General features: G+C 66.0%; 21 protein-coding genes. 8 read left to right on the forward strand and 13 right to left on the reverse strand.

Going from position 1 to position 21,817, the window contains the following annotated elements; translation table 11 throughout:
- Positions 1-9: 9 nt before the first annotated feature.
- From dapE to map, 5 genes are all read right to left on the reverse strand, one after another.
- The gene (dapE, locus tag ACZ9YD_RS02745; protein ID WP_465073605.1) at positions 10-1,146 is read right to left on the reverse strand and encodes a succinyl-diaminopimelate desuccinylase; all 1,137 of its coding nucleotides are present in this window, start codon (positions 1,144-1,146) and stop codon (positions 10-12) included.
- Positions 1,147-1,277: 131 nt separating this feature from the next.
- The gene (locus ACZ9YD_RS02750) at positions 1,278-1,637 is read right to left on the reverse strand and encodes a Spx/MgsR family RNA polymerase-binding regulatory protein (RefSeq protein WP_465073607.1); all 360 of its coding nucleotides are present in this window, start codon (positions 1,635-1,637) and stop codon (positions 1,278-1,280) included.
- Between the two features lie 5 nt (positions 1,638-1,642).
- Positions 1,643-2,476 carry a 2,3,4,5-tetrahydropyridine-2,6-dicarboxylate N-succinyltransferase gene (dapD, locus tag ACZ9YD_RS02755; protein WP_465073608.1) on the reverse strand — a complete coding sequence of 278 codons (834 nt, stop codon included), beginning with the start codon at positions 2,474-2,476 and terminating at the stop codon, positions 1,643-1,645.
- A gap of 30 nt (positions 2,477-2,506) precedes the next feature.
- Entirely contained in the window at positions 2,507-5,089 is a 2,583-nt protein-coding gene (gene glnD, locus ACZ9YD_RS02760; protein WP_465073630.1) for a [protein-PII] uridylyltransferase, read from the reverse strand.
- A gap of 49 nt (positions 5,090-5,138) precedes the next feature.
- Positions 5,139-5,936, reverse strand: a complete 798-nt coding sequence (gene map, locus ACZ9YD_RS02765) for a type I methionyl aminopeptidase (RefSeq protein ID WP_465073609.1) — start codon at positions 5,934-5,936, stop codon at positions 5,139-5,141.
- A gap of 531 nt (positions 5,937-6,467) precedes the next feature.
- Between map and rpsB the strand changes: the two genes are divergently transcribed.
- Together rpsB and tsf are read left to right on the forward strand one after the other, a co-directional pair.
- A complete protein-coding gene (gene rpsB / locus ACZ9YD_RS02770; RefSeq protein WP_465073610.1) occupies positions 6,468-7,307 on the forward strand; it encodes a 30S ribosomal protein S2 in 840 nt (279 codons plus the stop codon).
- Positions 7,308-7,439: 132 nt separating this feature from the next.
- A complete protein-coding gene (gene tsf / locus ACZ9YD_RS02775) occupies positions 7,440-8,318 on the forward strand; it encodes a translation elongation factor Ts (protein ID WP_465073611.1) in 879 nt (292 codons plus the stop codon).
- Between the two features lie 344 nt (positions 8,319-8,662).
- Here tsf and galU read toward each other — a convergent pair whose 3' ends face one another.
- From galU to cmk, 7 genes are all read right to left on the reverse strand, one after another.
- Positions 8,663-9,565 (reverse strand): UTP--glucose-1-phosphate uridylyltransferase GalU, encoded by a 903-nt coding sequence (gene galU, locus ACZ9YD_RS02780; RefSeq protein WP_465073612.1) that lies wholly within the window; start codon positions 9,563-9,565, stop codon positions 8,663-8,665.
- Positions 9,562-11,472, reverse strand: coding sequence for a polysaccharide biosynthesis protein (locus tag ACZ9YD_RS02785; RefSeq protein WP_465073613.1), 1,911 nt, complete (start codon positions 11,470-11,472; stop codon positions 9,562-9,564). The genes galU and ACZ9YD_RS02785 overlap by 4 nt, the downstream gene beginning before the upstream one ends.
- A 12-nt stretch (positions 11,473-11,484) precedes the next feature.
- A complete protein-coding gene (locus tag ACZ9YD_RS02790) occupies positions 11,485-12,465 on the reverse strand; it encodes an MraY family glycosyltransferase (RefSeq protein ID WP_465073614.1) in 981 nt (326 codons plus the stop codon).
- A 21-nt stretch (positions 12,466-12,486) separates the two neighbouring features.
- Positions 12,487-13,665: a lipopolysaccharide assembly protein LapB gene (gene lapB, locus ACZ9YD_RS02795; RefSeq protein WP_465073615.1), complete on the reverse strand. Its 1,179-nt coding sequence runs from the start codon at positions 13,663-13,665 to the stop codon at positions 12,487-12,489.
- A 182-nt stretch (positions 13,666-13,847) separates the two neighbouring features.
- Positions 13,848-14,150 carry an integration host factor subunit beta gene (locus tag ACZ9YD_RS02800; protein ID WP_096009334.1) on the reverse strand — a complete coding sequence of 101 codons (303 nt, stop codon included), beginning with the start codon at positions 14,148-14,150 and terminating at the stop codon, positions 13,848-13,850.
- Between the two features lie 63 nt (positions 14,151-14,213).
- Positions 14,214-15,902, reverse strand: a complete 1,689-nt coding sequence (gene rpsA / locus ACZ9YD_RS02805) for a 30S ribosomal protein S1 (protein WP_232138206.1) — start codon at positions 15,900-15,902, stop codon at positions 14,214-14,216.
- Positions 15,903-16,156: 254 nt separating this feature from the next.
- The gene (cmk, locus tag ACZ9YD_RS02810) at positions 16,157-16,834 is read right to left on the reverse strand and encodes a (d)CMP kinase (RefSeq protein WP_465073616.1); all 678 of its coding nucleotides are present in this window, start codon (positions 16,832-16,834) and stop codon (positions 16,157-16,159) included.
- Between the two features lie 117 nt (positions 16,835-16,951).
- Here cmk and ykgO point away from each other — a divergent pair, with 117 nt between their 5' ends.
- The 6 genes from ykgO to ACZ9YD_RS02840 all read left to right on the forward strand — a co-directional run bounded on the left by ykgO (position 16,952) and on the right by ACZ9YD_RS02840 (position 21,552).
- The gene (gene ykgO / locus ACZ9YD_RS02815; RefSeq protein ID WP_005913193.1) at positions 16,952-17,077 is read left to right on the forward strand and encodes a type B 50S ribosomal protein L36; all 126 of its coding nucleotides are present in this window, start codon (positions 16,952-16,954) and stop codon (positions 17,075-17,077) included.
- A gap of 183 nt (positions 17,078-17,260) precedes the next feature.
- Positions 17,261-17,602, forward strand: coding sequence for a hypothetical protein (locus ACZ9YD_RS02820; RefSeq protein ID WP_465073619.1), 342 nt, complete (start codon positions 17,261-17,263; stop codon positions 17,600-17,602).
- A 4-nt stretch (positions 17,603-17,606) separates the two neighbouring features.
- Complete coding sequence (locus ACZ9YD_RS02825) at positions 17,607-18,662, forward strand: agmatine deiminase family protein (protein WP_465073620.1); 1,056 nt, start codon at positions 17,607-17,609, stop codon at positions 18,660-18,662.
- A 214-nt stretch (positions 18,663-18,876) separates the two neighbouring features.
- Positions 18,877-19,779 carry a carbon-nitrogen hydrolase gene (locus ACZ9YD_RS02830; RefSeq protein ID WP_465073621.1) on the forward strand — a complete coding sequence of 301 codons (903 nt, stop codon included), beginning with the start codon at positions 18,877-18,879 and terminating at the stop codon, positions 19,777-19,779.
- A 5-nt stretch (positions 19,780-19,784) separates the two neighbouring features.
- Complete coding sequence (locus ACZ9YD_RS02835; RefSeq protein ID WP_465073622.1) at positions 19,785-20,315, forward strand: N-acetyltransferase family protein; 531 nt, start codon at positions 19,785-19,787, stop codon at positions 20,313-20,315.
- Between the two features lie 16 nt (positions 20,316-20,331).
- Positions 20,332-21,552 (forward strand): TraB/GumN family protein, encoded by a 1,221-nt coding sequence (locus ACZ9YD_RS02840; RefSeq protein ID WP_465073632.1) that lies wholly within the window; start codon positions 20,332-20,334, stop codon positions 21,550-21,552.
- Here ACZ9YD_RS02840 and ACZ9YD_RS02845 read toward each other — a convergent pair.
- Positions 21,545-21,817 (reverse strand): hypothetical protein (locus tag ACZ9YD_RS02845; RefSeq protein ID WP_465073624.1); only part of this gene is annotated, 273 nt, incomplete at its 5' end. The genes ACZ9YD_RS02840 and ACZ9YD_RS02845 overlap by 8 nt on opposite strands.

Raw genomic sequence — 21,817 nt, forward strand, 5'->3', positions numbered from 1 at the left:
GACAAGGCGTCACTCCACGTCGGGCAACAGGCGCGCGATCAGCGCTTCGTAGAGATCGGGCAGCGCTTCGAGATCGGCGACGCGGATGTGCTCGTCGACCTGGTGGATGCTGGCGTTGACCGGCCCGATCTCGATGCATTGCGCGCCGAGTGGCGCGATGAAGCGCGCATCCGAGGTGCCGCCCCCCGTACTTTCCTCGGGCGGCGCGCCGGCGAACGTCGTCAGCACCTCGCGCGCGGCCGCGCGCAGCGGGCCTTCAGGCGTGTAGAACGGTTCGCCGCTGCGATGCCAGGCCAGCGTGTAGTCGAGTGCATGGCGATCGAGCAGTGCCGCGATCTCGGCTTCCAGCTTCGGCGCATCCCAGTGCGGCGTGTAGCGCAGGTTGAACTGCACGGTCGCGGTACCGGGAATGACGTTCGTCGCACCGGTGCCGGCGGTGATATTGCTGATCTGCAGGCTGGTCGGCGGAAAGGATTCGAAGCCGTCGTCCCAGCGCCGCGCGACGAGCTCGGCCAGCGCCGGCGCCACGTCATGGATCGGATTGCGCGCCTTGTCCGGATACGCCACGTGCCCCTGCACGCCGCGTACGGTCAACGTGGCCGACAGGCTGCCGCGCCGACCGACGCGCAGCAGATCGCCGAGCGTCGACGTCGAAGATGGCTCGCCGGTGATGCACCAGTCGACGCGCGTGCCGCGCTCGGCGAATGTCCGCGCGACGCGGCGCACGCCGTCGATCGCATCGCCTTCTTCGTCCGACGTCAGCAGCAGCGCGAGCGTGCCCACGTGATCGGGATGCGCAGCGACGAAGCGCTCGGCCGCGACGACGAACGCCGCGACACCGCTCTTCATGTCCGCCGCGCCGCGGCCGTAGAGCACGCCGTCGCGGATCTCGGGTTCGTAGGGATCGGATGCCCAGGCCTCGACCGGCCCGCTCGGCACGACATCGGTATGCCCGAGCAGCACCAGCATAGGCGCGCCCTGCCCGTGCGTGGCCCAGAGATTGTCGACCTCGCCGTGGCGCATCGATTCGATCGTGAAGCCTGCCGCTGCAAGGCGCGCGGCGATCAGCGCCTGGCAGCCGGCATCGTCGGGCGTGACCGACTTGCGTGCGATCAGGTCACGTGTGAGATCGAGGACGTCGGACATCGTGAGGTGCACTCCGGTGCAGCAGAACAGATCGGGATCAGCCTCTCGTAGGAGCGCGCTGGCGCGCGAAAGACGATCCCGGAACGCCCGTTCGCGCGCAAGCGCGCTCCTACGGGTGCATTGCAAACGTCTCAGTCGATGTTGAAGCGCTTTTTGAAGCCGTTGTCGCTGAATCCCTGGCTGGTCTCGCCATCATCGGTGACCACCAGCGGACGCCGGATCAGCTGTGGATACTCGCGCAACAACAGCTTCCACTCCGCATCACTGGCCGCGGCCTTGCGGTTGTCCGGCAGCTGGCGCCAGGTCGTCGAGGACTTGTTGACCATCGCCTCGAACCCACCGAGCTTGCCGGCCCAGTCGACCAGCGTCTCCGGCGTCGGCTTGGTATCGCGATAGTCGACGAAGCTGTGCGCGACGCCGAAGCGGTCGAGCCACTTCGTCGCCTTCTTGCAGGTGTCGCAGTTCTTGAGGCCGTAGACGGTGGTGGTCATGGCACTCAGTCCGCAAGCCCACGCAGCAGATCATTGACGCTGGTCTTGCTGCGGGTCTTCTCGTCGACCTGCTTGACGATCACCGCGCAGTACAGCGAATGCGAACCGTCCTGCGACGGCAGTTGGCCGGACACGACGACGCTGCCCGGCGGCACGTAGCCGTAGCTGACTTCGCCGGTCGCGCGGTTGTAGATGCGGGTCGACTGGCCGAGGAACACGCCCATGCCGATCACGCTGTGGTGGCCGACGACGACGCCTTCGACGACTTCCGAACGCGCGCCGATAAAGCAGTGGTCCTCGATGATCGTCGGACTGGCCTGCAGCGGTTCCAGCACGCCGCCGATACCGGCGCCGCCCGACAGATGCACGTGCTTGCCGATCTGCGCGCAGGAGCCAACGGTCGCCCAGGTGTCGACCATCGTGCCTTCGCCGACATACGCGCCGATGTTGACGAAGCTCGGCATCAGCACGACATCGCGTCCGAAATAGGTGCCGCGGCGCACGGCCGCACCCGGCACCACGCGCACGCCGGCGGCCTTGAACTTGGCTTCGTCATAGCCGGCGAACCGCGGCTCGACCTTGTCCCAGAACGGCGCCGGCTGTGCGTCGACGACGGCCATGTCGTTAGTGCGGAAATACAGCAGCACCGCCTTCTTCAGCCATTCGTTGACCTGCCAGCCGCCGTTGCCATCGGGCTGCGCGACGCGCAGTTCGCCCGACTCCAAGCCCTGCATCGCCTGCTCGACGGCCGGTTTGACGGCATCGCCGATCTCGGCGGCAGTCAGTTCGGCGCGACGCGCGAACGCATCTTCGATGGTGGTCTGGAGGGCTTGGGTCATGACGGAACTTCGTGGAGGAAAAACGGGGCGTTATCGTGCCACGTCGCCGTCGATCGAGGCGAGCAGTGCGGTGCGCAAGGCGTCCTGCGCATCGTCGTCGAGCAGACGACCAGCGCTGTCGCTGAGCCGGAACACGTCCTCGACGCGTTCGCCGAACGTCGCCACGCGCGCGTCGTGCACACGCACGCGATGCTGGCGCAGCACGTGGGCGACATCGGCCAGCAGGCCGGGACGATCGGTGCAGACGAGACTGAAAACCGTGTGCCGGCCATCGGCGCTGGCGTTGAACTCGATACGCGGCGGCACGCGGAAATGACGCAGATGTCGTGGCTGGGCGCGGCGTGCGGGGCGCAGGTCCATCGAGCCCATGAGGGCCGTGGTGAGCGTGCGCTCGATCGAGGCGAGTTCGAGACTCTGCCGCGTATCGGCCGGTAGCACCTGGAAGACGTCGAAGATCGTGCCCGCAGGGCCGTCCAGCGCGCGTGCCTGCTGGATCACCAGGCCGAGGCGGTCGAGGGTGATGACGATGGCCGAGAACAGCCCATCGCGATCGGGCGAATGCACGAAGACTTCCAACGCCTGGGCGCCTGCGGCGAGTCGGCGCACGCGCACGACGACATCGCCGTCGACGGTGTCGCGCAGGCCCAGCGCCTGCCAGACCACCTGGTCGGCGCGGCCGCGCAGGAAGCTCTCCTGCGGAATCCGCGCGAACAGCGCATCGGCTTCGGTGTCGTTGACGCCATGCGCCGACAGCAGGCCCCGTGCACGGTCGCGCGCTTCGGCGATGCGCTCGATGGCAGCGACCGGATTCTCCAGACCACGCCGCAATGCCAGCCGCGTCGCGCTGCGCAAGTCGGTCAGCAGGCGATCTTTCCACGCGTTCCACAGCTTCGGCGAAGTGCCGGCGATGTCAGCGCAGGTCAGCAGGTAGAGGTAATCGAGCCGCTCGCGGTCGGCGACTTCGGTGGCGAACTTGTGGATCACCGCCGGATCGGAGATGTCGAGCTTCTGCGCGCTGGTCGACATCAGCAGGTGCCGCTTGACCAGCCATTCGACGAGCGCGGTATCGGGCTCGCCGAGGCCGTGGCCTTCGCAGAATTCGCGCGCATCGACTGCGCCGAGTTCGGAATGGTCACCGCCGCGGCCCTTGGCGATGTCGTGGAACAGGCCGGCGATCAGCAGCAGTTCCGGCTTGCGCAATTGCGGCCAGACTTCGTGCGCGCTGGAGAAACGCTCGTCCGGCGCCTCGGATGCGAAGCTGGCGATGTTGCGCAGCACCGCGAGCGTGTGCTGATCGACCGTGTAGACGTGGAACAGGTCGAACTGCATCCGGCCGGTGACGTTCGCGAACTCCGGAATCCACACGCCCAGCACGCCCAGCCGCGCCATGCGTTCGAGCGTGCGCACCGGAATCGGACCGCGCAGCAGGCCGAGGAACTGCTCGCGAAGTTCGGTCGACGCGTTGCGCCACGACGGCAGCGCATGCAGCGATTCGGCCAACGCGCGCGCCGTCTGCGAATGCAGGCCGCGCAGTTCCTGGTGATCGGCCCACATCGCGAACAGGTCGAACACGCGGGCGATGTCACCGCCCGGCCACACATCGTCGCGCGCGACCAGATACCCACGCTGGCTGCCGAACTCGGCATCGAGCGGCTGCAACGTGCCCTCGCCTTCGATCTGCTCCTCGAACCGCTGCAGCATGCGTTCGCTGATCCGCTGCACTACCGAGGCGCTGCGGTAGAACTCCTGCATCATCTTCTCGACGAGCCGGTTATCGACAGGCGCGTCGTCCGCGGCCTCGACGTGATGCAGCCGCGCCGCCAGTGCTTTCTGATAGTCGAAACGCAGGCGTTCTTCGGCCTTGCCGGCGACCAGATGCAGGCCGAACCGCAGCCGCGACAGCGTGCGGCGTTCGCGCTCGAGCGTCGCGTGTTCGTCCACGCCGAGCTGGCCCAGCGCGATCAGTTCCTCGGTGCCGTAGACGCCCAGCACGCGCCGCGCCATCCAGCGCAGGTTGTGCACGTCGCGCAGGCCACCGGGGCCGTCCTTGATGTTGGGTTCGAGATTGTCGGCCGTGTCGCCGAAGCGCGCGTGGCGCATTTCGAGTTCGCGGCGCTTGGCATGGAAGAAATCGTCCGCCGGCCAGATCTTGGTATCGGCGATCGCGTCCATCAACGCGCGCACCTCGCCGATATTGGCCAGCAGCGGGCGCGCTTCCAGCAGCGCGGTCAGCACGGTGACATCGTCGGCGGCGCGCGTGCACTCCTCGAAGCTGCGCACCGCGTGACCGACCGGCAACCCGAAATCCCACAGCAGCGCGAGCATGCGGCCCAGTGCTTCGGCATGTTCGGCCTGCGCCTGCGACGTGGCGATGACCAGCAGATCGATATCGGAATGCGGAAACAGTTCGCCGCGGCCGTACCCGCCGACCGCGAACAGCGCCAGCGGCGCGTCGCCCGGAATGCAGCGCGCCCAGGCCTTGCGTACCCAGCCGTCGACGGCGTTGGCACGCGCGGCCAGCAGGCGGTCGATGTGCTGGCCGGCGTCGAAGCCCTGCGCCAGACGTGCGTCATGGGCAGCGAGCGCGGCGCGCGCCTCCGCCACCCATGCCATATCGTCGCTGTCGGCGCCGGGGACCTGGGGGGCGGTGCGCTCGCCCACGTCAGCGATGCGCGTCGATGAGAAACGGGTCGTTGTCGTCGCCTGGGATGCGCGTCAGCACATCCACCCCATCGGCGGTGACTGCGACCGTGTGCTCCCACTGCGCGGACAGCTTCCGGTCCTTGGTGACCACGGTCCAGCCATCGGGCAGCACCTTGGTGAAGCGCGTGCCCTCGTTGATCATCGGCTCGATCGTGAAGGTCATGCCTTCCTTGAGCACGACGCCGGCGCCCGGTGTGCCGTAATGCAGCACCTGCGGTTCGTCGTGATAGACCTTGCCGATGCCGTGGCCGCAGTACTCGCGCACCACGCTGAAACGCTCGGCTTCGGCATATTTCTGGATCGCGTGGCCGACATCGCCGAGCGTCGCGCCCGGCTTCACTTCCCGGATGCCGCGCCACATCGCCTCGCGCGTCACCTCGACCAGACGCCGCGCCATCACCGACGGCATACCGACGAAGTACATGCGGCTGGTATCGCCGTGCCAACCGTCCTTGATGACGGTGACATCGATATTGATGATGTCGCCTTCCTTGAGGACCTTGGCGTCGTTCGGAATGCCGTGGCAGATGACGTTGTTTGCCGAGATGCACGTCGTCTTGGGATAGCCCTTGTAGCCAACGTTCGCAGGAATCGCGCCCTGCACGCGGATGATGTGGTCGTAACAGATGCGATCCAGTTCCTCGGTCGTCACGCCCGGCTTCACGTGCGGGGCGACGATCTGCAGTACCTCGGCGGCCAGCCGGCCGGCTACGCGCATCTTCTCGATTTCTTCGGGCGTCTTGCTGTGAATACTCATGGCACCATTATCGCCGAATCGGGCGTCAGCACTAGGTAGAGCGGTCCACCTCCGCGATCTGCTGCCGATCGGCAGCCCCCGTGAAGGTAGCTGCGCACGCGGGCGTCTCGACCGACTGCCGGCGCACAGCACCGGGCGTGTCAGCGCCCATCTTGACGGTGCGGGCGGCGGGCGCCGTCCAAGGCCGCGGATGCCACATCGTTCCAGCCTGGGCTTGCGCCGATCCGAAGACGTCTCGCCTGCTGGGGCCGGTGCGACCGACCGCGACAGCTGCGCGGTCGATCCCCGGCCATTCGCACGCGGTGGCGCGGGCTGCTACAATTCCGCTGCTGTGCGGGGTGACCCGCCGCCAATGCCGGGCGTCACCGGCAAATCCACACCTGTCGCATCAGCCCGTGCCGGGGTGCCTCGCAAGAGGTTCGGTCACGGAGGCGACAGGGAGGCTCAACCCCGGAACCACTGCCCCGCCCCGTGCGGCGCAACCGCCCATACCTATCCGTGGCGGCCGGTTCCACTGTCAGGAGTTCCACAATGCCCCAGATCACCATGCGCCAGATGCTCGAAGCCGGCGTCCACTTCGGTCACCAGACCCGCTACTGGAACCCGAAGATGGGTCCGTACATCTTCGGTGCCCGCGGCAAGATCCACATCATCAATCTCGAGAAGACCGTTCCGCTGTTCAACGACGCGATGAACTTCATCTCGGGTATCGCGCAGAAGCGCGGCATGATCCTGTTCATCGGCACCAAGCGCAGCGCGCGCGAGGCGATCAAGGAAGAAGCCGAGCGTTGCGGCATGCCGTTCATGACCCAGCGCTGGCTCGGCGGCACGCTGACCAACTTCGCCACGGTGAAGAAGTCGGTGTCGCGCCTGAAGGAGCTGGAAGCAGCCGAAACCGACGGCACGTTCGAAAAGCTGGTCAAGCACGAAGTGCTGGGGCTGCGCCGTGAGCGCGACAAGCTGGAAGCCTCGCTGGGCGGCATCAAGGACATGAACCGCCTGCCCGACGCCCTGTTCGTCATCGACATCGGCCATGAAGACATCGCCATCAAGGAAGCCAAGAAGCTCGGCATCCCGGTGATCGCGGTCGTCGACACGAACTACGACCCGGCCCTGGTCGACTACGCGATCCCGGGCAACGACGACGCCATCCGCGCCGTGCAGCTGTACGCGAACGCCGCGGCCGACGCCGTGCTGGAAGGCAAGGCAGCGACCCCGAGCGCGGCGACCGTGCGCGAGGAAGAGTTCGTCGAAGGTGGCGAGAAGCCGGCCCGCGCCCCGCGCGGCAAGAAGGCCGAGGACGCTGCACCGGCAGCGCCTGCAGCCGCCGCAGAGGCACCCGCAGCTTCGGAAGCACCAGCGGCCGAGTAACTGCCGCGACATGTGGCCGTCCCATGCTGGACGGCCGCGCATCGCGCCGTGCGCGGACGTTCGCGCCCGTGGCGTCGATCAAGTGAAGCGGGCTCCAGCCCGCACGACAACCCCCGAATTCAGAGGTCTCCAATGGAAATCACCGCATCCCTGGTCAAGGAACTGCGCGAGCGCACTGGCGCCGGCATGATGGAGTGCAAGAAGGCGCTCAGCGAAACCGCCGGCAATATCGACGCCGCGGCCGAAGCGCTGCGCAAGTCTGGTCTGGCCAAGGCCGACAAAAAGGCTGACCGCGTTGCCGCAGAAGGCCGTATTGCCGCTGCCCAGAACGACAGCGTGGCCGTGCTAGTCGAGATCAACTCCGAAACCGACTTCGTCGCCAAGGATGACAACTTCCTGCGCTTTACCGATGTTGTCGCCCAGACCGCGCTGGCGTCCGGCGCCGCCGATGCCGACGCACTGAAGGCCGCCAAGATCGCGTCCGGCGAAACGATCGAAGAAACCCGCGCTGCGGTTATTTCCAAGGTCGGCGAGAACCTGCAGATCCGTCGCCTGGTCCGCGTCGAGAGCGCCAACAACGTGGCTGCATATGTACACGGTGGCCGCATCGGCGTGCTGGTCGAGCTGAAGGGTGGCGACGTCGAGCTGGCACGCGGCCTGGCGATGCACGTCGCCGCGATGAACCCGCCCTACAACAAGGCGGCCGATGTGCCGACCGAGTTCGTCGAGAAGGAAAAGGAAATCGAACTGGCCAAGATGTCCGAGAAGGACAAGTCCAAGCCGGCCGATATCCTTGAGAAGATCATCAGCGGCAAGCTCAACAAGATCGTCAGCGAGGTCACGCTGTACGGCCAGCCCTACGTGCTCGACACCGACAAGACAGTCGAAGCCGTGCTCAAGGCTGCTGGCGCCGAAGTGATCGGCTTCCAGCGCCTGGCAGTCGGCGAAGGCATCGAGAAGGTGGTCGAGGATTACGCCGCCGAAGTGATGAAGCAGGCCGGCCTGGCCTGATTCTCCTCGCGCCCGTCGACGCGACAGCGTCGACGGCGTGGCGGATTCAAGAAACGCGCCTGCAAGGGCGCGTTTCTTTTTGTGTGTCGTGGTGGAAGGTGCGCCGAGGTGTCCGGGATCACAACACGCCGCCCAAAGACGGCACGCAACGCGGAGGTGCACGCACAGGCAGCGGTCTGATCGAATGCCGCAGCTCACCTGGCGCCATCATCGGATGCTCGAGCACCAGCGTTCTGTAGAGCGTGTCTGGTCGAGACCAGACTAGCGGCGCGGACCACAGCCCTGATACGACAACGCCCGGCCAAAGCCGGGCGTCTGCATCTCACGTCGCAAGTGCGGGTGTATCACTCCAGCTCGCGCACGCCGAGCTCTTCGAGCGCGTTGCGCATCAAGGCGGCGGCCGGCTCGCTGAGCTTCTCGTTGTCGAGCGCATAGCGGATCGTCGCCTCGATCAGGCCCAAATGCGTGCCGCAGTCGAAACGCACCCCCTTGAAGCGGTACGCATGCACGGGCTGCTCGGCGAGCAAGGCCGCGATGGCGTCGGTCAGCTGGATCTCACCGCCCGCACCGGGCTTCGTCTTCTCGAGCAGCTCGAAGATGCGACCGTCGAGCACGTAGCGCCCCACGACCGCCAACGTGCTCGGCGCGTCTTCAGGCTTGGGCTTTTCGACCATCGCATTGATGCGCCCATGGCGACCCTCGAACGCGTCGGTCGCCACGATGCCGTAGCTGGCAGTCTGCTCACGCGCCACGTCCTGCACCGCGATCATGCTCGCGCCGGTCGCCTCGTGCGCATCCGCCATCTGACGCAACGCGCCGTCACCGTTACGGTTCCACAGCAGATCGTCCGGCAGCATCACCGCGAAGGGCTCGTCGCCGATCACCGCGCGCGCGCACAGCACCGCATGGCCGAGACCGCGCGCCTCGGGCTGGGTGACGAAAATCGCCTGCACCCCATCCGGCAGCGGACGTCGAATCTTCTCCAAGAGTTCATGCTTGCCCGCGGCTTCGAGACGATCCTCGAGCTCATAGGCCTTGTCGAAATAGTCGCCGATCGCATGCTTGTAGCGATTGGTCACGAACACCAGGGTGTCGCAGCCCGCTTCGATCGCCTCGTCCACCGCGTACTGGATCAGGGGACGATCGACGATCGGCAGCATTTCCTTGGGCACCGTCTTGGTCGCCGGCAGGAAACGGGTCCCGAGTCCTGCAACGGGAAACACGGCTTTGCGGATCCTCTGCGTCATGGTTGTCTCGCGTGTCGTGGGGGGAACGCAACGATCGTCGCACCTCCATTGTGTGTGGACCGCGATTGCAGCGGTGCGAACTCGGGCACGGCTTCGCGCAGCGACGCCGCGAGCAACTCGAGGTCATAGCGCGCGACGCCGTCCGACAGCTTCGCCAGCGCGGCTGCAAGCCGTTCCGCGTGCACTGTGCGCGCTTCGGCCAGCAGGATCTTGGGGTGCGTGGTGGGCCGATACCGCTCGTCCGCGTGGAACAGCGTTTCGTGCAGCTTTTCGCCGGGACGCAGGCCGGAATAGACGATCGCGATGTCCTGGTCAGGATGCTTGCCGGCGAGCCGGATCATCTGCTCGGCGAGCAGGCGGATCGACACCGGCTCGCCCATGTCGAGCGTGTACACCGCCTGCGCAGACCCGATCGCCACCGACTGCATGATGAGCTGGCAGGCCTCGGGAATGGTCATGAAGTAACGCGTGACCTCGGGATCGGTCACGGTCACCGGCCCGCCGCGACGGATCTGCTCGCGGAACAACGGCACCACGCTGCCGGCCGAGTCGAGCACGTTGCCGAATCGCACGGTGATGAAATCGGTGGACGAATCCCCCGCCAGATCCTGGCAGACCATTTCGGCCAGGCGCTTGGTCGCGCCGAGCACATTGACCGGATCCACTGCCTTGTCGGTGGAAATCAGCACGAAGGTGCCGACCTTGTGCGCGATCGCCGCAGTCGCCACGGCACGCGTCGACAGGACGTTGTTACGCACGCCCTCGCGCAGCTGCGCCTCGAGTACCGGCACCTGCTTGTAGGCGGCAGCATGGAACACCGCGTCCGGCGCGGACAGTCGCATGGCATGTTCGATCACGGCCGTATCGCCGCAATCGCCGAGCACCGGCACCAGAGTGATACGCGGGAAATCCCGGCGCAGTTCGCCTTCGATCCGGGTCAACGCCAACTCATCCATCTCCACCAGCGCAATCTGCGCGGTGCCGTTGCGCGCGCACTGGCGGCACAACTCCGAACCGATCGATCCACCGGCGCCGGTCACCAGGACACTGCGGCCCCGCAACCAGGCGCGTATTGCCTTCCAGTCCGGCATGACCGGCTTGCGACCGAGCAGATCCTCGATCGCGACTTCCTTGAGCTCGCCAGGCAACGAGCGCCCCTCGAGCAGATCGTCGAGCTTGGGCACGGTGCGGAATGGCAGACTTGTCCGCTCGCAGGCCTCGACCACCTTGCGCATCGCGGCTGCATCCGCTGACGGCATCGCGATCACCAGCAGCTTGGCCGCCGTCTCCGGCGCGACCAGCTCGACGTCACTGATACGACCCAGCACGGGCACGCCCTGCAACTGGCTGCCGCGCAGCTTGGGCGCGTCGTCGAGAAAGCCGACAGGATCGTAGGCGCCCGTACGTCGCAAATCGCGTACGAGGGTTTCGCCAGCCTGCCCAGCGCCCAGAATCAACACACGCACGGCAGACTGACTGGTGCGCGTCATGCCATGGTCTTTCCACGCGCGATACAACAAGCGCGGCATGCCCAGCAACGCCGCGAGCAGCAGCGGATAGGTGATCAGGACGGTGCGCGGGACCAGATTCAGCCGGTTGTACACGAACAACACGAGCATGATCGTGAGCAGACCCAACACCGAGGCCTTCACGATATTCATCAGATCGGGAACGCTGGCAAAGCGCCATACACCGCGATACAGACCGACGCGCCAGAAGATCAGTCCCTGCGCGATCAGGATCAGCGCGATTTCGACCGACCACAAGGCGAAACTCGGCGAGCTCTCCATGACCGAATGCCGGAACTGGTGCAGCCCGATCCAGCACAGCCAAACCATGGTCAGATCGTGCGCGATTACCGCCACACGCGGTCCTAGCACGCCAATCCTGGCCTTGAACTCAATCATCCAGTCGCTTCCCTACGACAGACGCATCCGGCGTGCATGCCGGATACGGAAAGTGAGCCAGATGGTGACACCGAGGAGATACCACGTGGCGAAGGCTCCGATGATAACGGGTTGCGGTACACCGACCATCCAGATGGCGACCAGAATCGACATCAGCGTCCAGGCGGCGTAGCCACCTGTCACAAGGGGATGGGCGTGCCCCGCCTGCACACACCGCTGGTACATATGCTGTACGTGCGGCGTCCACCACCGTTCGCCGCGAATGATGCGGGACAGCAATGTCAACGTGGCGTCAATCAGGAACGCGCTGATCGGAAGCAGCCACAACAGCGAAACAATAGGGTCTGGCGCAGGCGCAAGCGCGATCAGACACGCCACCAGATACCCCAGCGCGCCACTACCCACGTCACCCAGAAAAATCCTCGCCTTCGGAAGATTGAAGGGTAGAAAACCTGCGCAGGCGGCTGCGAACACGCAGGCCAGCAACGCGCCGCCCCCCACCAATCCGAGCAACACGAGGCCCAGCGCCACGAGAATCGCCTGGGTCGACGCGAGGCCGTCGATCCCGTCCATGAAATTCCAGACGTTGACCAGACCGAGCGAGAGTGCGAAGACGACCACGCCCCACCACAGCGGTTGCCCGGCCCAGGCAACGCCAAGGGCAAGCAATCCCGCGGCAAGACCATGCACGCCCAATCGGCTCCAAGGCGAAAGGGGCCGGTGGTCGTCCACCCAGCCGATCGCCGCCACCAGCGCGAGGCCACAGGCGCCGAGCAGCCACGCAGGCGACTTGCCTGGTTCAGCGAATCCAAACCAGATCATCGAGGGCAGTACGACCGCAACGATGGCGATGCCGCCGCCGCGGGGCGTTGCCACGGTGTGACTACGTCGCTCACCGGGCGCATCGACCAGTTGCCGGGCCAGCGCGTAGCGACGTGCGAGTGCCGTCAGCGCGAGAGCAGACAGAAACGCAGTGACGCACAGCGCCGCCATGAAAGACGAAGATGCCGCCACTCAGACCACGGCGTAGTTGAGCAGCGGCTTGATCGTGCCCCACTCCTTGCAGCTGGGACATTGCCAATGGTGGCTGCGCGCGCCGAAGCCGCACTGCTTGCAGCGATAGCTGGGATTGCGCACCAGCAGCTGCTCGGTGATCAGGCGCAGCTCCTGCAGCGTGCCGACGTGATCGACACCATCGGCCAACGTCAGATCGATCAGCGCCGCTTCGCCGCGGACGGACGGCCGGTCCTTGAGCTGTCGCGCCAGATAGGTCCGCGCCGCACGCACGCCCTCCTCCTGTTCGACCAGCCGCGTCAATGCCAGCACCGGCGCGACACCCTTGTAGTGCTCGGTCATCTGCGACAGGAAGTTGCGCGCGCCCGGCACGTCACCGACGCGCTCGTACGCCGCCAGCAGCGGCGCGAGGATTTCGGGCAGGAAGTCCGGATCGTGGCGCGCCGCGCGCTCGAACGCGCGGATCGCGGCCGGGTCGTTGCCGGCGTCGATTTCGATACGGCCTTCGAGAATACCGGCGCGTACCGAGCCAGAATCCGCGGCGTATGCGCGCTGCACTGCGCTACGCGCAGCGTCGGTATCGCCGGCGGAACGCAAACGGTCGGCGAGTTCGCATTCGAACTGCGCGATCAGCTTGCCCATCGGCTCACCAGTCGCGGCCTCATAGCGCGTGGCGTTCTCGATTGCTTTCTGCCAGTCGCGCTCGGACTGGTAGATGCCGATCAGATGACGCAGCGCTTGGGGTGCGCGCTGGTCGATCCGGGCCAGATCGGAGAATACGGTTTCCGCGCGATCGAGCAGACCGGACTTCATATAGTCCTCGCCCAGCGCGAGCAATGCCTGCACCTTCTGCTGGTCGTTGAGGTCGGCGCGCTGCACAAGGCCTTGGTGCAGGCGGATCGCCCGGTCCACCTCACCGCGCCGCCGGAACAGATGTCCGAGCGCGACCTGGGTCTCGAACGTGTCTTTGTCGAGTTCCGCGATATGCAGGAACAGCTCGATCGCCTTGTCGGGCTGCTCGTTGAGCAGATAGTTGAGGCCGCGGAAATAGGTCGTCGACAGACGGCTGACCTGGGTATCGCTGTGGCGTTCGCCACCGCGGCGACCGATCACCCAGCCACTGAGGGCCGCGATCGGAAGCAACAGGAAGAACCAGAACCACTCGGTCACAAACGCCATGGATCACGCTCCATCGATGGATCGGCCGCGAACGCGCGACCCGGGCCGGCGATGGACATCACAGCGCGAAACGCGCCCCGCCGACGGTGCGTCGACGATCCTACCCGCTTGCCGATCCTGCACGCCAACCATGCGGCGATCCGCAGGTGCGTGGAAAAGAAAATGGGACCGCCGTGTGGCAGTCAGTCTTCGGCCGGCATCGGCTGTACGTCGCTGACGCGATCGCGCAGTTCCTTACCCGGCTTGAAATGCGGCACATGCTTGCCCGGAAGCGCGACCGCGTCGCCGGTCTTCGGGTTGCGTCCGGTGCGCGGCGGACGAAAATGCAGCGAGAAGCTGCCGAAGCCACGGACCTCGATCCGATCGCCGGCCGCCAGTGCGCCGCCCATCATTTCGAGCATGGCCTTGACCGCAAGGTCGACGTCCTCGCCCTTGAGATGCGCCTGACGCTGGGTCAGCAGTTCGATGAGTTCCGACTTCGTCATGTCTCGTTCTTGCAGATGCGACAGCGCCGACCCGGGGGTTGCCCGGGTCGGCGCCGAATGGGCTTACTCGCCCTTGTTGCCCAGCTGCTCGCGCAGCAGCGCGCCCAGCTTGGTGGTGCCGCTCGACGCTTCCGATGCCTGCTTGTTGTACTCGGCCAGGGTCTCGGCGGTTTCCGCCTCGTCCTTCGCCTTGATCGACAGCTGCAGAACGCGGGTCTTGCGGTCGACGCCAAAGTACTTGGCTTCGATTTCCTGACCGACCTTCAGATGCTGGCTGGCATCGTCGATGCGCTGGTCGCTGATGTCGCGCGCCTGCACATAACCTTCCACGCCTTCACCCAGATCCACGACGGCGCCCTTGGCATCGACTTCCTTGACGGTGCCGGTGACCTTCGAACCGCGCGGCGTAGTCGCCATGAACTGACCCATCGGGTCCTGCTCAAGCTGCTTGACGCCCAGCGAGATGCGCTCGCGCTCCGGATCGACCGCCAGCACGACGGCTTCGACGGTGTCGCCCTTCTTGAACGCGCGTGCCACGTCTTCGCCGGTGGAGTTCCACGCGATGTCGGACAGGTGGATCAGGCCGTCGATACCGCCGTCCAGGCCGATGAAGATGCCGAAGTCGGTGATCGACTTGATCTGGCCGTCGACCTTGTCACCCTTCTTGTGGATGGCCGCGAAGGTCTCCCAAGGGTTCGAGGTGACCTGCTTGATGCCGAGCGAGATGCGGCGACGCTCTTCGTCGACGTCGAGCACCATGACCTCGAGTTCGTCACCGACCTGCACCACCTTGGACGGGTTGACGTTCTTGTTGGTCCAGTCCATCTCGGACACGTGCACCAGACCTTCGACGCCCGGCTCGATCTCGACGAATGCGCCGTAATCGGTGACGTTGGAGACCTTGCCGAACACGCGGGTGTTGGACGGGTAACGGCGGGCGATGTTGTCCCACGGATCCTCGCCCAGCTGCTTCAGGCCCAAGCTGACGCGGTTGCGCTCGCGGTCGTACTTCAGCACGCGGACGTCGAGCTCTGCGCCCACTTCCACGACTTCGGACGGATGGCGCACGCGCTTCCAGGCCATGTCGGTGATGTGCAGCAGGCCGTCGATACCGCCGAGGTCCACGAACGCGCCGTAATCGGTCAGGTTCTTGACGACGCCCTTGAGCACCGCGCCCTCGACCAGCTTCTCCATCAGCTGCTCGCGCTCTTCCGAGTGCTCGCTCTCGACCACTGCGCGACGCGAGACGACAACGTTGTTGCGCTTGCGATCCAGCTTGATCAGCTTGAACTCGAGTTCCTTGCCCTCGAGGTACACCGGGTCACGGACCGGACGCACGTCGACCAGCGAGCCCGGCAGGAATGCGCGGACGTCCTTGATGTCGACGGTGAAGCCGCCCTTGACCTTGCCGCTGATGCGACCGGTGATGGTCTCGTTCTTCTCGAGCGCTTCCTCGAGTTCGTCCCACACCATGGCGCGCTTGGCCTTCTCGCGCGACAGCACGGTTTCGCCGAAGCCGTTCTCGAGCGAGTCCAGCGCCACCTTGACGGTGTCGCCTTCCGCGACGTCGATCTCGCCTGCGTCGTTACGGAACTGTTCGATCGGCACGATGCCTTCCGACTTCAGGCCGGCGTTGATCACGACGACGTCGGTACGGACCTGCACGACGATGCCGGTGACGATGGAGCCCGGCTTGAGCTTGGCCAGATTGGTCTGACTGGCTTCGAACAGTTCTGCGAATGATTCGGTCATTGGTAGATACCTGGTTGACTCAGACTGCTTGGCGGCGCCTTGTCAGCGCGGAGTGCCGGCAGTCCACCCGTTGGTCGGCCGTCGCGGGATTGCAGGGCCGTGAGTGTTGAGGTGAATGGACCGGCAGCCGGAACGATTCCGGACGCCGACATGGGTGCAGCGATGCAGCGGTGGCACATGACACTTTCAACAACGCCGAAGCGGCCCGGAACGGACCACCCCGGCTTGCAGCAGACGCCCGACCCTGAATCCGGTCAGCCGTTGCGTGCTGGGAGCAACGCAAGCACCCGTTCGACGACGGCGTCGATGCCCTGGCCGGTGGTGTCGATCCGGACGGCGTCTTCGGCCGGCCGCAACGGCGCCACCGCACGGTTGGCATCGCGGGCGTCGCGGGCGAGGATCTCGCGCAGCAGACCGTCCATTGTCACCGAAACCCCCTTGTTCTTCAACTGTTTATAGCGCCGGTCCGCCCGCTCCTCGGCGCTGGCCGTCAGGAAGACCTTCCAGCGCGCATCCGGAAAGATCACCGTGCCCATGTCGCGCCCGTCGGCGACCAGACCCGGCGCCACTCTGAATGCACGTTGCCGGTCCTTGAGCGCGGCGCGGACCTCGGGAATCGCGGCAATTGCCGAGGCGGCAGCCCCTGCGGTTTCGGTCCGCAGTTCGTCGGTGGCGTCGTGGCCGTTGACCAGCACGCGCAGCTCGTCGCCGCTTTCGTCGAACCCAATGGTCGTGTCGAAGGTGCAGCGCACCAGGGCGCCGCCGTCGTCGAGATCCAGATCGGCCCAGCCCGCCGCCACGCCGACCGCGCGATACAGGGCGCCCGAATCGAGATAATGCCAACCCAACTGCTGCGCGACCGCGCGGCTGATGGTGCCCTTGCCGGAACCCGAAGGCCCGTCGATCGTCAAAACCGGCACCGTCGCCGTCATCTGCATCTCCTGCGCCGGAGCCATGTCCGCGGGCGAACACCCAAGCGCTTGAATCGTGGGGGAAAGAGCCGCTAGAATAGCCGGCTTGCTGTTTGTATCCCATCCCAGAGGTTCACCATGAAGGTCCTGTCGTCCCTGAAGTCGGCGAAGACCCGCCACCGCGATTGCAAGGTAGTGCGTCGCCGCGGCAAGGTCTTCGTGATCTGCAAGTCCAACCCGCGTTTCAAGGCGCGTCAGCGCTAAGACGCGTTGCCGCCGCGCAAGCGGTGTGCACGCGAGAAAGGCCGCAGCGATGCGGCCTTTCTTCGTTTGGGGCGCTCACTGCACCGCGTCGGCATCATCGTCGCGCGAATTCTGCTAAACAGGCGCGTGCGTCTTTGCGGCGCCATCGCCTTTCCATCGTTGTCCTGCCCAGGAGTCACCGCCATGTCGCGTTCCTTCGCTTCGATCCTCGCAGGCACCGCGCTGAGCTGCGCGCTGCTCGCCAGCCTGCCCGCCTCTGCAGACACATTGCTCGTCGACCGCACCAAGCAGCCCGCCGGCGCCGGTATGCCGACGCGCGGCATGTCGATGGCCGATGTCGAAGCCCGCTTCGGCGTGCCGAGCGAGCGCATGGATCCGCGCGGCGGCCAGAAGCGCCAGTGGCCGACGATCAACCGCTGGGTGTATCCCACCTTCACTGTCTATTTCGAGCGGAACCGGGTCATCGATACCGTCGCCAACCGCGCCACGGCGTCGGAGATCGGCCCCAAGCCCGCCATCCGTTGAGTCCATGACCGAACACGCATTGCGCTTCCCCGCGGAGTGGGAACCCCAGTCCGCGATCCTCATCGCCTGGCCGAACGAAGACACCGACTGGGCTGCGCGCCTGGGCGAGGTCGAAGACACGTACATCGCGCTGGTCGCGGCGATCACCCGCTTCCAGCCGGTCGTGATCTGCGTGCCGGACGAAGACATCCAGAGCTACGCCTATGTGCGCCTGGCGTCGAACCGCATCGACATGACGCGCGTGCGTTTCGTCGAAGCGGCGTATGACGACACCTGGCTGCGCGATTCCGGGCCGATCTCGCTGCGACGTGGCGATGACGCGTTCCTGCTCAACGATTTCCGCTTCACCGGCTGGGGCGGCAAGTTCGATGCGAGCCAGGACGACCTGCTGATCGGCCATCTGCACAGCGCCGGCGTGTTCGCCAGCGATGCGCAGCGGCGCGAGATCGACTTCGCACTGGAAGGCGGTGCGATCGAAACCGATGGTGCCGGCACGCTGCTGACCACATGGCGCTGCCTGCACGAACGCCATCCCGATGCTTCGCGCGACGCACTCACCGCGAAGCTGTCGGACTGGCTCGCGCAGGACCGCGTGCTGTGGCTCGACCACGGCTATCTGGAAGGCGACGATACCGACGCGCACATCGACACCCTCGCCCGCTTCGCACCGGACGACGCGATCGTGTTCCAGGCCTGCGATGACGTCACCGATCCGCACCACGCCGAACTGCAGGCGATGGCTGACGAGATCGCCGCGCTGCGCACGCGCGATGGCGCGCCGTATCGCCTGTTCCCGCTGCCGTGGGCGCAGCCGGTGCTCGACAACGGCCGCCGTCTCGCCGCGAGCTACGCGAACTACCTGATCCTCAATGGCGCGGTGCTGATGCCGGCCTATGGCGATCCGGCGGACGACGCCGCCGCGGCCGTGCTCGCGCAGGCGCATCCCGGCCGCGAGATCGTGCAGGTGCCGTGTCGCCCGCTGATCTGGCAGAACGGCAGCCTGCATTGCATCACGATGCAGTTGCCGGTCGGCCTGCTGCGGGACGACCGCCCCGGCTGATGCGGGACAGACACCCGACGTCCGTGATGCGGACTTCGGGCCGGCTCCGCACATCCGATCCCCGTGCGCGGCGCGCAGACGCGAGTCGCGTCCGATCAGGGGCAGGCGTCGCACGCAACCGATCCTGCATGCGAGGCCGCGCGCATCGACGCGTTTATCTGCCCACACATCGCGTCGCGTTAGCATTGTCGCCATCCCCCGAGGGTTCGAATCCATGTCCCGCAAGACCACGTTGCCTGTCGCGCTGATCCAGGAGCGCGCCGTCATCGACCAGGGCACCGGCAACGCCGACGCCAACCTGTCGATCATCGAAGCGCGCGTCGCCGAAGCGGCGAAGCAGGGCGCGAAGCTCGTGCTGCTGCAGGAGCTGCACAACGGCGCGTATTTCTGCCAGCACGAATCGGTCGATGAATTCGATCTCGCCGAGCCGATTCCAGGCCCGAGCACCGAGCGTCTCGCCGCGCTGGCGAAGCAGCACAAGGTCGTACTGGTCAGCTCGCTGTTCGAGCGCCGCGCAGCGGGGCTGTATCACAACACCGGCGTGGTCTTCGACGCGGACGGCAGCACGGCGGGCAAGTACCGCAAGATGCACATCCCCGATGATCCGGGCTTCTACGAGAAGTTCTACTTCACGCCAGGCGACATCGGCTTCAAGCCGATCGACACCTCGGTCGGCCGGCTCGGCCTGCTCGTGTGCTGGGACCAGTGGTACCCGGAAGCCGCGCGTCTGATGGCGCTGGCGGGTGCGGATCTGCTGCTGTATCCGACTGCGATCGGCTGGGATCCGACCGATGGCGACGACGAAAGGAAGCGCCAGCGCGATGCCTGGATCCTCAGCCATCGCGGCCACGCGGTCGCGAACGGATTACCGGTGCTGTCGTGCAATCGCGTCGGCCACGAGCCGTCGCCGATCGGCGCGTCGGGTATCGACTTCTGGGGCAACAGCCACGTGCTCGGTCCGCAGGGCGAGTTCCTCGCCGAAGCGGGGACCGATCCGACCGTACTGAGCTGCGAAGTGGATCTGGACCGCAGCGAACACGTGCGCCGCATCTGGCCGTTCCTGCGCGATCGTCGCATCGACGCCTACGGCGACCTGCTCAAGCGCTATATCGACTGATCCCGATGACCCTCGAACTCCGCGACGCGGTCGAAGCCGACTTCGACGCCATCACTGCGATCTACGCCCGCGAAGTCGCGGACGGCGTGGCGACCTACGAATACGATGCGCCGGATGTCGACGAGATGCGGCGCCGCTGGTCGACGATCACGTCGGCCGGCTATCCGTACATCGTCGCGATCCGCGACGGCGTGTTCGCCGGCTATGCCTACGCCGGCGGATTCCGCACACGCATCGGCTACCGTTTCACCGTCGAAAGCTCGGTGTACGTCAAACACGCGCAGCATGGCCACGGCATCGGCCGCGTGCTGATGGAGCGGCTAATCGAGCTCTGCACGCAGCGTGGCTACCGGCAGATGATGGCGGTGATCGGCCCGCCGCTCGACGGGCCGTCGGTGCAATTCCACCAGCGCCTCGGCTTCGAGACCGTCGGTGTGCTGCCCGGCTCCGGCCGCAAACACGGGCGCTGGCTCGACACCATCCTGATGCAGCGCGCCCTCGGCGACGGCGCCGCCACTCCTCCTGAAGACGAATGACCCGATGACCGAACCGATGACCGGCGCGCTGACGCCCGATGGCGCCACGTCCTGGCAGTCGCAGCCGCACGCGATCGTCCAACGCGACGGCGTGCGCTACACCCTGCTCGGCACCGCACATGTGTCGCGGGTCAGCGTTGAAGCGGTCGAGGATGCGATCAGTAGTGGCGCGTTCGATGCAGTCGCCGTCGAACTCGACGCGCAGCGTCTGCAGGCGATCAGCGATCCCGACGCCCTCGCCAAACTCAATCTCGTCGATGTGATCCGCAAGGGTCGCGTCGCGCTGTTCGCCGCCAATCTCGCACTCGCCGCGTACCAGCGCCGCCTCGCCGAGCAGCTCGGCATCGAGCCGGGCGCCGAACTCAAGCGTGCGGTCGCGCTGGCCAACGAACGTGACCTGCCGGTCGCGCTGATCGACCGCGATGTCGGACTGACGTTCAAGCGTGCATCGAAGAAGCTCGGCTTCTTCGGCCGCATGAAACTGGTCGGCAGTCTGCTCGGTGGGCTGATGGCGTCCGACGAACTCGGCGAAGAGGAAATCGAGAAGCTCAAGCAGGGCGACATGCTCGAATCGAGCTTCGGCGAATTCGCCAAGAGCAGCCCGGAACTCTACGAAGCGATCATCGCCGAGCGCGACCGCTACATGGCCGCGAAGCTGCGCGAGCAGGCCGGCACTGCACGCGAAGTGCTTGCCGTGGTCGGCGCCGGCCATCTCGCCGGTCTGGCGCGCCACCTCGCCGACGATGCGCAGGCGCCAGCCGCAACGACCGCCGAACTCGAACACGCGCCGAAGGGCACGAGCGTCCGCTGGGTCATGACCGCGATCACGCTAGCGATCCTGGCGATGATCGGCTGGGGCTACTACCAGGGCGGCGCAGAACTCGGTCGCCAGCTGGTCCAGGAATGGATCGTGATCACCGCCGGCTTCGCGGCGCTCGGCGCGTTGGCGGCGCTGTCGCATCCGCTCGGCATCCTCGCTGCCGCGATCGCTGCGCCACTCAAACCGATTCGGCCGCCGGGCATCTCGCCCGGTTTGTTCAGCGGCCTGATCGAGGCTTACCTGCGCAAGCCCGCGTACAACGATTTCATGTCGCTGCGCGACGACGCCGGGACGGTCCGCGGCTGGTATCGGAACCGCGTCTCACGCACGTTGCTGAGCTTCCTGCTCGCCAACATCGGGTCGAGTATCGGGGTGTGGGTGGCGGGTTTGCGGATTGCCGGCAAGGTGCTCAGCTGACGCGTGGGTTCGGCACGCGAATGAGGGCGCAAAGTCTCGCCTTCTGTTCAAGCCAGGCGCTTGGGCGCTCCTGCTTTTTGGCTTTGCTGTAGTTCTTTGCTTCTCGCTTCTCGCTTCTCGCTTTTCGCTTCTCGCGTTTGGCTTGAGGCTTTTCTGTGGCTGTGGCTGTGGCTGTGGCTCTTGATCTGGAATCGAGCCGTAAAGCGAGCCGAGCACCGGAGCCTGGCGTGGCCGAAGAGCAGCCCATGTCTGAGCGCAGCGAGTT

The sequence above is a fragment of the Luteimonas sp. AC640a genome (genome assembly GCF_979256585.1).

Excerpts from the sequence above, each read along its gene's own strand:
- map (WP_465073609.1), bottom strand. The coding sequence starts at position 5,936 with ATGAGTATTCACAGCAAGACGCCCGAAGAAATCGAGAAGATGCGCGTA.
- ACZ9YD_RS02790 (WP_465073614.1), bottom strand. The coding sequence starts at position 12,465 with ATGGCGGCGCTGTGCGTCACTGCGTTTCTGTCTGCTCTCGCGCTGACG.
- ykgO (WP_005913193.1), top strand. The coding sequence starts at position 16,952 with ATGAAGGTCCTGTCGTCCCTGAAGTCGGCGAAGACCCGCCACCGCGAT.
- ACZ9YD_RS02835 (WP_465073622.1), top strand. The coding sequence starts at position 19,785 with ATGACCCTCGAACTCCGCGACGCGGTCGAAGCCGACTTCGACGCCATC.
- ACZ9YD_RS02750 (WP_465073607.1), bottom strand. The coding sequence starts at position 1,637 with ATGACCACCACCGTCTACGGCCTCAAGAACTGCGACACCTGCAAGAAG.
- ACZ9YD_RS02840 (WP_465073632.1), top strand. The coding sequence starts at position 20,332 with ATGACCGGCGCGCTGACGCCCGATGGCGCCACGTCCTGGCAGTCGCAG.
- tsf (WP_465073611.1), top strand. The coding sequence starts at position 7,440 with ATGGAAATCACCGCATCCCTGGTCAAGGAACTGCGCGAGCGCACTGGC.
- lapB (WP_465073615.1), bottom strand. The coding sequence starts at position 13,665 with ATGGCGTTTGTGACCGAGTGGTTCTGGTTCTTCCTGTTGCTTCCGATC.
- cmk (WP_465073616.1), bottom strand. The coding sequence starts at position 16,834 with ATGACGGCGACGGTGCCGGTTTTGACGATCGACGGGCCTTCGGGTTCC.
- glnD (WP_465073630.1), bottom strand. The coding sequence starts at position 5,089 with ATGGCATGGGTGGCGGAGGCGCGCGCCGCGCTCGCTGCCCATGACGCA.
- ACZ9YD_RS02820 (WP_465073619.1), top strand. The coding sequence starts at position 17,261 with ATGTCGCGTTCCTTCGCTTCGATCCTCGCAGGCACCGCGCTGAGCTGC.
- ACZ9YD_RS02830 (WP_465073621.1), top strand. The coding sequence starts at position 18,877 with ATGTCCCGCAAGACCACGTTGCCTGTCGCGCTGATCCAGGAGCGCGCC.
- dapE (WP_465073605.1), bottom strand. The coding sequence starts at position 1,146 with ATGTCCGACGTCCTCGATCTCACACGTGACCTGATCGCACGCAAGTCG.
- dapD (WP_465073608.1), bottom strand. The coding sequence starts at position 2,476 with ATGACCCAAGCCCTCCAGACCACCATCGAAGATGCGTTCGCGCGTCGC.
- ACZ9YD_RS02825 (WP_465073620.1), top strand. The coding sequence starts at position 17,607 with ATGACCGAACACGCATTGCGCTTCCCCGCGGAGTGGGAACCCCAGTCC.
- rpsB (WP_465073610.1), top strand. The coding sequence starts at position 6,468 with ATGCCCCAGATCACCATGCGCCAGATGCTCGAAGCCGGCGTCCACTTC.
- galU (WP_465073612.1), bottom strand. The coding sequence starts at position 9,565 with ATGACGCAGAGGATCCGCAAAGCCGTGTTTCCCGTTGCAGGACTCGGG.
- ACZ9YD_RS02800 (WP_096009334.1), bottom strand. The coding sequence starts at position 14,150 with ATGACGAAGTCGGAACTCATCGAACTGCTGACCCAGCGTCAGGCGCAT.
- ACZ9YD_RS02785 (WP_465073613.1), bottom strand. The coding sequence starts at position 11,472 with ATGATTGAGTTCAAGGCCAGGATTGGCGTGCTAGGACCGCGTGTGGCG.
- rpsA (WP_232138206.1), bottom strand. The coding sequence starts at position 15,902 with ATGACCGAATCATTCGCAGAACTGTTCGAAGCCAGTCAGACCAATCTG.